Annotated in this window: 6 protein-coding genes; 1 reads left to right on the top strand and 5 read right to left on the bottom strand. The window is 71.6% G+C overall.

All coding sequences use genetic code 11. The features are described from left to right. Positions 1-15: 15 nt before the first annotated feature. The gene (locus BM339_RS44800; RefSeq protein ID WP_075024797.1) at positions 16-708 is read left to right on the top strand and encodes a TetR/AcrR family transcriptional regulator; all 693 of its coding nucleotides are present in this window, start codon (positions 16-18) and stop codon (positions 706-708) included. Positions 709-739: 31 nt separating this feature from the next. Here BM339_RS44800 and BM339_RS44795 read toward each other — a convergent pair whose 3' ends face one another. The 5 genes from BM339_RS44795 to drmA are packed head-to-tail and all read right to left on the bottom strand — an operon-like array spanning position 740 to position 10,673. After that, positions 740-2,275, bottom strand: coding sequence for a serine/threonine-protein kinase (locus tag BM339_RS44795; protein ID WP_075024796.1), 1,536 nt, complete (start codon positions 2,273-2,275; stop codon positions 740-742). Between the two features lie 8 nt (positions 2,276-2,283). After that, positions 2,284-4,125, bottom strand: coding sequence for an N-6 DNA methylase (locus BM339_RS44790; RefSeq protein ID WP_075024795.1), 1,842 nt, complete (start codon positions 4,123-4,125; stop codon positions 2,284-2,286). After that, positions 4,122-4,892 (bottom strand): DISARM system phospholipase D-like protein DrmC, encoded by a 771-nt coding sequence (gene drmC / locus BM339_RS44785; RefSeq protein WP_021594437.1) that lies wholly within the window; start codon positions 4,890-4,892, stop codon positions 4,122-4,124. Before drmC ends, BM339_RS44790 begins: the two co-directional genes overlap by 4 nt. Before the next feature lie 55 nt (positions 4,893-4,947). After that, the gene (gene drmB / locus BM339_RS44780; protein ID WP_075024794.1) at positions 4,948-6,846 is read right to left on the bottom strand and encodes a DUF1998 domain-containing protein; all 1,899 of its coding nucleotides are present in this window, start codon (positions 6,844-6,846) and stop codon (positions 4,948-4,950) included. After that, a complete protein-coding gene (gene drmA, locus BM339_RS44775) occupies positions 6,843-10,673 on the bottom strand; it encodes a DISARM system helicase DrmA (RefSeq protein WP_075024793.1) in 3,831 nt (1,276 codons plus the stop codon). Before drmA ends, drmB begins: the two co-directional genes overlap by 4 nt. Positions 10,674-10,943: the final 270 nt, after the last annotated feature.

Raw genomic sequence — 10,943 nt, 5'->3', positions numbered from 1 at the left:
GTTATCGTCATTACCGTGAAGGACACCGACCCGGACGGACCCCGCGACCGCATCCTCGCCGCCACCGCGAAGCTGCTCGCCGAGGGCGGCCGGGAGGCCGTGTCGACTCGCGCCGTGAGCGCCGCCGCCGGCGTCCAGGCCCCCACCCTCTACCGCCTCTTCGGCGACAAGCAGGGCCTGCTCGACGCCGTCGCCGCCGAAGGCTTCGCCGCCTACCTGAACAGCAAGACCGTCCAGGAGCCCACCGGCGACCCGGTCGACGTCCTCCGCACCGGCTGGGACCTGCACATCGAGTTCGGCCTGGCCAACCCGGCGCTGTACCTGGTCATGTACGAGCCGCGCCCCGGGGCCGTCCCCCCGGCCGCCCTCGCGGGCATCGAGATCCTCGCCGGACACATCCGCCGCATCGCCGAGGCGGGCCGCCTCCGCGTCACCGAGGAACGCGCCGTGCACCTCGTCCACGCCGCAGGCTCCGGCACCACGGTCGCCCTGATCGCCATGCCCCCCGACCGCCGCGACCTCGGCCTCTCCACCCTGGCCCGCGAAGCGGTCATCGCCGCCATCACCACCGACACCCCGGCCGCCCCGACCCCCGGCCCGGCCGCCGCCGCAACAGCCCTCCGAGCCCACCTCCCACAAACCACAACCCTCACCGAAGGCGAGAAGACCCTCCTCAAAGAATGGCTAACCCGCCTAGCAACCCAGTGACCTGCGACAACCGCAATTCCCGGGAGCTGAGTCAGACCGGTTTGATCCGGGTGAGGGTCTCGCGGACGGCCTGGAGCGTCCGGTCGTCCGGCCCGCGGAAGCGTCCGAGATCGGCTGCGAGTTCCTCCAGGAGGCGGACGGCGGTCGCCGTGCGGCCGGCGCCGTGGAGCAGAAGGCCGAGCTGGCGCCGGTGCTCCAGGACCCGGTCGTCGTCCTTGCCGAAGAGCCGGGTCTCGTCGCCGATGAGGTCTCTGAGCTGGGCCAGAGCCCGGTCGATCTCGCCGGCGAGCGCGCGGCTGCCGGCCTCCTGGAAGCGGAGACCGAACGCGGTCTCGGAACCGCCGCCGTCACGTCGCGCGGCGTCCTCGGCGAGCGTGTGGAAGGCGGAGGCCGCCGCGGCGTAGTCACCGGCCTGGTAGTACACGTCCGCGAGTTCCGTCCGGAGCGCGATCACCTCGGAATGATCGCCGCCGAGGACGCTCTCGGCACGGGCCGAGGTCCGGCTGAGCGCTCGCGCCGCCTCCTCGAAGCGGGACTCGCGCATGAGGCGCTCCGCGCTTCGCCGCGCACGGGCCACGTCGCCGAGGCTGAACGAATCCGCAGGAGGCGGCTTCACCGTGGGCTGCGGCGGCGTGGGGGCCGCCGGGCTGGAGTAGGCCGCGAGCGTCCGTCCGGCGACGTCCGCGTACATCCGCAGGGGGCTGCGGCCGGAACGCACGGCTCCCGGGAGCTCCGGCAGCCCGGACGTGTAGGGGTGAAGGGCGTCGAACGCCTCGTCGGCGGACGCGGGCCGGGCCTCCGGCGCCTTGGCCAGGAGGCGCCGGACGAGTGCATCCAGTTCCGGTGGAACGTCCGCCCGCAGATTCCCTACGGCCACGGCATCCTCGTAGATGTGGGCGTGCATGTAGGAGACATGGTCTGAGGCGTTGAACGGACTCTGCCCGGTGAGCATCTGGTAGAGGACGCATCCCAGCGCGTACAGGTCGCTGGACGGCCCGGACCGCCCCCGGAACTGCTCCGGCGACATGTAGGCGAGAGTGCCGAGGGTCTGGTTCGTGCTGGTCAGCCGGGACCGTTCGTCGGCGTCGAGGGCGACGGCGAGCCCGAAGTCGAGGACCTTGACCGCGCCGTCCTTGTCGACCATGAGGTTGCTCGGCTTCAGGTCGCGGTGGACGAGCGACTTGCCGTGGGCGTAGCTCAGCACGGCGCAGACCTGGGCGGCGATCGCGGCGGCCCAGCCGATCGGGAGGGGGTCGTGCTCGGCGACCAGGTCGTCGACGTTGATGCCCTCGACCAGTTCCATGACGAGGTAGAGGCGCCCGTCGAAGGGCCCGCCGGAGACCTTGTCCGCGTCGTGGAGGACGGGAACGCCGGGGTGGGCCATGCGCGCGGTGAGCTGCGATTCCCGGACGAAGCGCCGGATCAGCTCCGGGTCGTCGGCGAACCGGACGAACTTGACGGCGACGCGCCGTCTCAACCGGGTGTCGGTGGCGCCCCAGACCTCCCCCATCCCGCCCTTGCCGATGTGGACGGGATCCAGTTCGTAGCGGCCGGCGATGGTCGTCACGCCGCCATTCAACTCCCCGGCCGGAGCCCGCCGCCACCGAGACCCTCGATCCCCGAGGCGACGGTGTCGCCTCCCGCGTCGGCCAGTTCGCGCAGCGTCGCGGAAAGCACGGTGAGGCGCCGGTAGGCGGCGCCGTGGGATCGCTGGTCCTCGATCGTCAGATTCGGAAGCCGTGTCCGGCGGATGTCGGCACGGGAGGAGGTGGACGTTCCCGCGCTAAGGCCGGCGGCGTGCAGCTGGCAGGCCAGAAAGTAGGGATCGCACCGATCCGGGGCGGGCCGGAACACCTGGACCTGCGGGCCGGCCGCGACGGCACCGGTCTCGATCACCTGTGGCTGGATCCGCCGCCCGGTGTGCGCGACCGCCACGTCCCCCGGGCGGAGTATCAGCAGGCCGGGGTCCTGCGCGGTCCGGCCGGACGGGGGACGTCCGATGGTGATGTCCTTGCCGGTGAGGACAGGGATGTCACCGGATCCGAGTTCCATCCTGAGAGGTGGGTGCAGGACGGCGACGAACCCGGTCTGGATCAGTTCGGCGAGCGTGGTCGTGCTCTGCCCGGTGGCTCGTGCCAGGGGTGTCACCTCGTCGGCGAGGGCGTTGACGGCGGCGAGGCGGTCGCGGAACCGGCGGCGTGCCTCCTCGAAGCCGGCCAGGATGTCGGCGCCGTCGCGGAGGAGGAGGGCCGGGGTCAGGTCCACGTCGTCGTCCAGGAGATCGACGAGCGGGGCGGCGCGTCCCGCGCCGGTCTCCTCGCCGCTCCGCAGGAAGGCGGTGCAACGTTCGGCCACCGTCTCGATGTCGGTGGCGGAGGCGTCCATGACCAGCAGATGGGTGGGCGGCGGGATGTGGTCGGCGGGACGGCGCAGCAGCCACAGGTGCGGGGTGGCGGGCGACCCGGACGCCGACCCGGCGGGCAGGTCGAGCACCGCGCGCAGGGTGCCGGTGCGCAGGAGGGCGGCGCGGATACGGCGGCCGGAGCGGCGCTGCGCCGCGGCCGCCGGCATCAGGACGGCCGCTTCTCCCCCGGGCCGCAGATGCCAGACGATGTGCTGGACCCAGGCCAGTTCCGGCTCACCGCGCGGCGGGAGCCCGTGGATCCAGCGGGCGTCACCGGTCAGCTCGTCGTAACCCCACGTCCGGTCACCGAAGGGAAGGTCGCAGAGGGCGGCGTCGAACCGCGCGTCCGGAAAGCCGTCGGAGGTCAGCGAGTCGCCGGGGACGATCCGCACGTCGCCCGCACCGTTGAGATGCAGGCGGGTGCGGGTGATGCCGACGCCGTACGGCTGCCGTTCCTGCCCGGCGAGGCCGGTCGCGCCGTGTTTCCGGGCCTCCATCAGCAGGTCGCCGATTCCGCAGGCGGGGTCGTACACGGTGCCGCCCTTCACCTGGACGAGGCTCGCCATGAGCCGCGCCGTCGCCGTCGGCGTCGGGACGATGCGCCGCGCGTGGGCTTCGACGAGACGCTGGACGAGGTACTCGAAGACGCCTGGGCCGTCCCGGTCCAGGAGTTCCCCGGCGGTCGCCAGCAGCCTCTTCGGAGCGACGCCGGTGCCTTCGTGGAAGAAGACGTCAAGGCCGAGGTCGCCCACCACGTCCCCGAGCCGGAGGTCGTCGGTGGTGGTGCGCAGCAGTTGCCAGAGCCGTTCCTCCGGGGTCAGGTTCAAGGGTTTCCCCTGGCCGGCGAGCCAGGCTTCGACGTCCGCCAGGGCGAACAGCGGGCTGTTGGCGGTACCGCCGGCCGGGGCGGGGAAGTCGTCATGGCGGCGGCGCCAGTTGCTCACGGCGGCCCGCCCGAACCCGGTCAGCCGGGCGATGTCGGCGGCGCTGACGAGCACCCCGTCCTCGTTCACAGCCGCTCCAGGGTTCCGGCGGCGCGCAGGGCGTCGAAGTGCTCGGCGGCGCGTTCGGGGGCGGTGCCGCCGCGGATCAGCAGTCCGGCCTCGATGTTGCTGTTCACCCCGGACTGCGTGAGGTTGGCGCTGGAGACGAACAGTTCGGCGCGGTCCGCGACGGCGATCTTGGCGTGCATCCGGCCCTTCTCGTCGGGCCGCCGCGTGACGGGCCAGTGCCAGAGTTCGACGCCGAGCCCGTGGAATGCGGCGGCGGGCTCCTCCCCGGAGATCGCACTGCCCGCCCCCTGGAGCGTCTCCACGACGACCCGGACGACGACGCCGCGGCGGAGGGCCTCCGCGAGCGCCTCCCGCAGCGGCTCGTAGGGCTTGGCCGAATACGTCATCAGCAGCAGTTCGTGCCGGGAGCGTCCGACCAGCCCGGACAGCACCTGTGCCGTGGCTCGGACGGGCACCTTGTGCTCGGTAGGCCCGCTCCACACCGGCTCCACCTGCACGGCCGCCTTCTCCAGGCCGGCGGCGACGCCGCGAAGGTACGCGGCGGCGGCCTGCAGGGAGAGATCCTCCTGCCAGGACGCCTCGATGAGCGCGTTCACCTCGTCCTCGAAGCCCGGCACGCTCATGCGGATGATGCCGGTGGGCCGCCCCGCGTCGATCAGCTCGGCCAGGACGCGGAGGTTCTCCGGACCGATCCGCACGGCGGGTTCGCGGGCGGCCTCTTCGAGACGGTCCAGGATCGTCATGTCCTCGTCGTCGATCTCGCTCACGGGCCCACCGTCCTCTTCTCGCAGGTCGCCCGGAGGCGGCGGCCGGTCGGCCCGTTCACGGAAGGTCCGGGTAGAGGGCGAGGCCGGGATCGGCGACGGGCACGACGAAGCGGCGGTCGAGGAACTTGTTGCCGCGCTCGCAGGTCGTCTCCGACACGAACAGGCAGACGTGGCAGGCGGCGCCGTGCAGGAAGTCGGCCGGTGCCTGCGGGAGGCGTTCGGCGCACAGCGGGTCGGACGAGCAGTGGCGCGCGTCGGCCAGCGCTCGTCTCGTCAGGTGGACGAGCCGGTCGGGTTCGGCGAGCGAGACCAGCCCGCCGAGCGTCCCCTCGGCGTCCGGCACGGCGGTGTAGATGAGGATGCCGCTGCGGTGCGGGTCGTCCTCCGTCCCGGAGTAGATGCGCTCGGAGAGGCTCGCCGAACTGTAGCCGCATTCCAGGGCGATGGTCCGGATCAGCAGGTGGGAGAGGGTGTGCAGGGCGATGAAGCGGGCGCCCGGCCAGTGCGCCATCTCGTCGAAGTCCGACATGGTCGCGATGCGGTCGGAGTAGCGGTTGCGGCGGTGCCGCGCGTACGCCTCCTGGTGCAGGCGGGCGGCCTCGGACTTCTCGACGCGTCCCTCCCACGCCTGGAGAAGGTCTTCGGGGACCTTCACGAAGATGCCCTCCCCGCGGACCTCGCTGGCCGGTACCCAGGACGGGGCGGACCGGGCGAGGCGGACGAGTTTGACGAGCTTGGGGTCCTCGGGGTCGGGGGCGTCCAGGCGGGTGAACCCGATCAGCGCCCGCACCTCGCGCAGGCGCTCGGCCTGGACGACGTCCGCGTAGATGCCGGTCAGCTCGTCGGGGACGGGCTGGAAGGCGCGGCGGAGGGTGAAGTCGGAGTTCGGGTCGGGCAGCTTGTCCGCGGAGAAGACCTCCCATTCGGCGGTGCGCAGGTCGGGGTTCTTGTCCGCCGTGTCGTCTCCGGCTCCGGCGAGTTTGGCACGGTGCCGGGCCACCGCCTCGGCGATCTCGTCGTCGCTCCACTGGTCGAGTTCCTTGAAGGCGGGGGCGTTCTCCCGCGCCCACGCGTACATCGGCTTGTCGATCCCGCTGACGGCGGTCCAGTGCTGTTCGATCTTGGCGTCGAGGGCGCTCGCCCCGGACTGCGGGACGGCGAGCGCGGCGAGGCTCTTGGCGAACCACTGGTTGGAGGCGCCCACCACCAGGAGCTTCGGCCGCTCTTCGCAGCCCTGCGCGTCGAAGGTCGCCAGGTGCGGGTGGCGTCCCCTGCAGCGCGGCAGGTTCTCCTCGCCGCGCTTGCCCTGGGCGTCCCGGATGTTGCGGCGCTCCCCGCAGTTGACGCACTTGATCTCGACGTTGGCGCCGAGGTTGCCGCCGCGGTCCTCCATCCGGAGCCGCGGGTGGCTGGCCTTCGGGCACGTCCCCCCGCGGTGCACGAAGTGCGCGTACGGGAAATCGTCGAGGTGCCCGTTCGTGCAGGTCAGGACGAATCGCGCTGCCACGGCCAGGGGTCTGCGCTTCTTGCACTTGTCGTGGAAGAAGCGGGCCTCATGCGGTTTGCGCGGCTTGGAGTTCTCGAAGCCGAAGATGCCCGAGTCGAGGCCGCCCAGCTCGTTGCAGTGGGTGCAGCGCAGCCAGCCGGGGAAGGGCGCGACGGGCACGCCGACCCTGGAGGCCGGGCCGGACGGGTCCTTGTCGAGCCCCTCCATCCAGGGCGCCGGCATCAGCTTCTGGACGCTCTTGCCGATGCTCTGCTGGACGGCGGCGAGCAGCCGGGGCTCGGCGATCGGCATCGCCTCGGGAAGCCCCTGGTGGCTCCAGTCGTCCAGGCCCTTGACCAGGACGGAGAAGTTCGGCAGGTCGACCAGTGCCCCGACGCCTCCGGTGAACATCAGGTGGCTCGGACGGACGCTGCCGACGCGGCGGCGGAAGATGGCGGGCTCGGTCATCGGGGCTCCCTGGCGTTCGGGGTGTCGAGGGCGGACTGCCCGAGCTCGTCGCCTTCGGGGTCGTCCTCGTCGGGATCGGCGGGCGGGCCGAACGACCATTCGGGTTCGTTGTAGACGGGGTGGAAGATGCCTTCGCCGCCGGGGAACAGCAGGTTGATCTCGTTCTCGGTCTCCCGCATGGACATGCCGGTGGTCATGGTCTCCCACCTGCCGTTGCCGGCCGGGCGGAGCAGTCCCTTGATCGTCTGCTTGTTCCAGGTGCCGTCCTGGTAGCCGAGCCGGGCGCTGCCGCCCGTCTTCTGGCTCTCCCATGTGTCGAGCACGACCTGGGCGCGTTCCTCCAGGTACTCGCGTCCGCGGGTGCCGGCGACGGCTTCGGCGCGGGCCAGCATCCGGTCGATGATCTCCTGGACGCGCGGGTCGGTGCGGTCGACGTCGAACGCGTCGGGGTTGCGGGAGAAGCCCTCGGCGGCGTGCCGGATCGCGGCGACGAGCGTCCCGGCCGTGCCCCTGTCCAGGGAGCGGCGGGTGTACGGGGTCACCGAGAGGGCCTCGACCTGCCGGTAGAAGGTCGAGTGGTAGTGCTCGAAGTCCTCGTAGTGGGCGAGGTCGCGCGGGCGGGACCAGTTGTAGAGCGTGACGACCAGGCCGGGACGTGCCGCGTCGCGTCCGACTCGGGACGACGCCTGGATGTACTCGGCGGTGTTCTTGGGCTGGCCGACCATCACCATCAGGCCGAAGCGGGACACGTCCACGCCGACCTGGAGCATGGAGGTCGCCAGCACGACGTCCACCGGCTGGAGCCCGGCGCGGTTCCGGTCGTAGAACCGCTGGGTGAGCGGGTGCCTCGGCGCGACCTTCGCCTTGGAGTCGCGCTGTTCCTGGAGGAACCGTCTCATGTCGGCCGCGATCTCGGTGCGGCGGCGGCTCGTGTCGACGTCGGGGTCGAATCCGTGCTCCAGGTGCTTGAGCACGTCGCTGATGTCGCCGGACGATATGCGTGACGTCAGCTCCTGGATGGTGAGCATGCCGCCGCGCTGGACGATCCGGTCGGACAGGCCCTTGGCCCTGCCGTGGCGGCGGACGCGTGTCGTGACGTCGTCGTCGAGGTAGCGGCGCATGCCGGCCAGCTCACGGGTGGCGTTGAAGTAGCCGACCATCGTCATGTACGGGTCGGCGGGCTCGCCGTACTTGTCGAAGAGCGTCTGACCGGCCAGCAGGAGGATCTCGGCGAGGCGGATCTCGGCCGACTTGATCCGGACGCCGTGTGCGCAGATGCCCAGGTACCGCCGTCCCGGCGTCGCCGGGGTGACCGGCTCCTGGCGGGAGAAGAACGTGTCGGCGACGTCGATGACCTGCGGCGGGAACACGGCCAGCTCGCGGCCGAAGACACCGCGGACCTGCTCGCGGGCCCGCTTGGTGGTGGCCGTGGAGGCGACGATCTTCGGACCGGTGCGGCGGTTCCCGTGCGGCCAGGACGACAGCTCCGCCACGGCCGTCTCGAACAGCCCGACCGTGGTCCCGAGCGCGCCGGAGATGAGGTGCAGCTCGTCCTGGATGATCAAATCGGGCGGGCGGAGCCGCATCACGGGCCGCGCGGTCACCGCGGGGAGTGCGCCCTTCTTGTTGTGCTTGCTCGCGCACCCGGTCTTCTCGTCCAGGTCGTCGTGGCGGAAGCCGTGCCGGTCGCAGTGGCCGCGGGTACGTCCGAACAGGATGCCGGCGTAGCCCTTCCAGGGAAGCTGGGCGAGCTTGTCGACGGTGGCGATGACCAGGCTCGGCGCGTACCGGTAGATCTCCTCGTCCACGGTGAGGATCGGGAGGCCCTCGTTCCTGGCGACCCTGCGGGAGAACGGGCACGCGTCCCCCTCGCCGCGCGGGCAGTACAGCAGGATGCGGCGGCGGTCGTCGTCGATGTGCAGGTCGCGTTCGGCCCGCAGCTCCTCGCCGCACCACGGGCAGGCCAGCGTCTGCAGGACGTTGGCGCGATGGCCGTGCCCCTGGTCGCGGGCCTCGATGACCTGGTCCTTGGCGTCCTCGAACCAGTTGGGCGACACTCCGGCGCCGACCCACAGCCCGATGCGGAACCGCTCCTCCCCCCAGGTCACGGGGTCATCCCGCCGGATGGTCTCGGCGGCGCAGACCAGGGCGGCCGCCCGCTGGAACTGCTGCGCGGTGAGGAGGCGCAGCGTGTACCGCATGAGGACGGCGACCCCCGCCATCCCGTCGCGGGAATCCTCCGCGGTGCCGAGGGTGCGCTGCAGCCGGCGGATCGCGAACGTGTAGGCGGTCAGGCCGAGGTACGCCTCGGTCTTGCCACCGCCGGTCGGGAAGAACAGCAGGTCGACGAGGGCGGCGTGGTCCGCGGCGCGCTCGTCGTGCCCGGGGTCGGTCAACGATGGCAGGTTCAGCAGGACGAACGCGAGCTGGAACGGGCGCCAGCTCGCCGCCGCCTTCCCGCGGTCGTCGATCACCTGAAGTGCCTCGGCGTAGGTGAGTCCTTCCTCGCGCAATGGTGCGATCGCGGTGTGACGGCGCTGGAGAGCCATCGCCTTGTTGGCGAAGTGGAAGGCCGCGAGCGCCTCCCCGTGCCTGGGCGTGGTCTCGTCGGACAGCAGGGTCACACCGGCTTCGATGCGGTTGGCGGCCCGCCTAGCATCGTGGACGGCCCTGGCCGCCGCCTCACGCAGCGGAGCGGGGAGGCCGGGGATCTGATCTTCTCTCTCACCCAGCCACGTCTTGTACCCCTCGACGAGGGGTTGGAGGCCCTGGTGCAGCTCGGCCGGGGTGGCCTCGGCCAGCACGTCCATCGACAGCTCGACGTGTTCCAGCGGCGTGCCGGGGCCGGTCGGCGCGATGGTGGCGGGCACGTTGTGAACGGGCAGCCACGTGGTGGTCAGCCGGTGCGCGACCCGCCCGCCCTCGGCGACGTCCGCGTGGACGGCGACGTTGCGGCCGGCGGCGTAGCGCCGCTCGTTGCGGTAGAGCAGCCGGAGGTGGAGCTCCTCCGCGTCGTCGCCGACTGCTTGCAGGTCGTCGACGGGATCGTCCACGGGCAGGAACACGGCCTTGGCACCGTCGAGAGCAGTGACGGTCAGCTCGGGCTGGAACAGCCAGGCGGTGTCCTTGTTGCTGGTGGGCTCGGACTGCTGGTTGACGAGCGCGATCTCCACCACGCGCCGGGCGTCCCTCCGCCGGACGTTCACGCTGAGCAGCACGCCGGACGCGTCCTCGTGCTCCCCGGTCAGCATGATCTTGAAGCTCTCCTCGCCGTCGAGCCGGATCTCCTCCTCGCGCTCGACCGGCTCGCGCGACCAGATGCGGAGCTTCTTGCCGTCCTCGTCTTCCTGCTCGCGCAGCTCGTACCGCCCCCACCCGGCCTTGACGATGACCGCGTCCACGTCCGCCGGCACGCAGAACGACAGGCCCATCGACGACGCCCAGATCTTGCCGAGCGTCTGCGGGCTGACGACCTCGGGCAGCCCGCCCTCGGAGGCGTCCCCGCCCACACCGGCCTCGGTGTCGGGCATCTCGTCCGCGCTCTCGATCGCGGACGCCGGTGAGTGGCGCGGCCCGAGCATCCCGACCAGGTACCGCTCGCGCGGGCCCATCGCCTTGGGCTTGAACGCCTCCTTGGGCCCGCCCCAGGGCCCGAGGAGGTCGCGCCGGACGAGGTCCTCCAGCTCGTCGCGCACCTGGAAGGAGGTGCCCTCCGCGAACTCCTGCGGCACGTCCAGCGGCGGCTTCACCGCGGCTCCCTCCCCCTTGACCAGCGAGAGCTGCACGTCCCCCGGCTGCGGGAACAGCCCGCCATCGTCCTCGTCCACGCCGCGCCTCCGCGTCTCGATGTCGTGTACAAGCTACACAAGCACACGCGGCCGACACTCTCGCCGCGTTCAGCCCCATGAAGCCTTCGAGCGACCGATCTCGGCCACCCCGGGACGTCTGCGATCGAAATGCCGAACAGCCGATTCAATGAGAGTTTCCGGCCGTGATCTGCGTCTCTAAGTGCGTGTTTGAGAAGGATCTTGTTATAGGTATTCGAGGGGGCGCCGGCGTTGACGGACGGCGGGCTGCCCGCCGCGGGCCATGCGGCG

The sequence above is a fragment of the Actinomadura madurae genome (assembly GCF_900115095.1).
In the GTDB taxonomy this organism is placed as follows: domain Bacteria; phylum Actinomycetota; class Actinomycetes; order Streptosporangiales; family Streptosporangiaceae; genus Spirillospora; species Spirillospora madurae.
Note: the sequence above shows the minus strand (reverse complement) of the source record. Positions and strands in the feature narration are given on the sequence as shown.

What these genes read in the sequence shown, in the direction of transcription:
- drmB (WP_075024794.1), bottom strand. Translation starts at nt 6,846, where the DNA reads ATGACCGAGCCCGCCATCTTCCGCCGCCGCGTCGGCAGCGTCCGTCCG.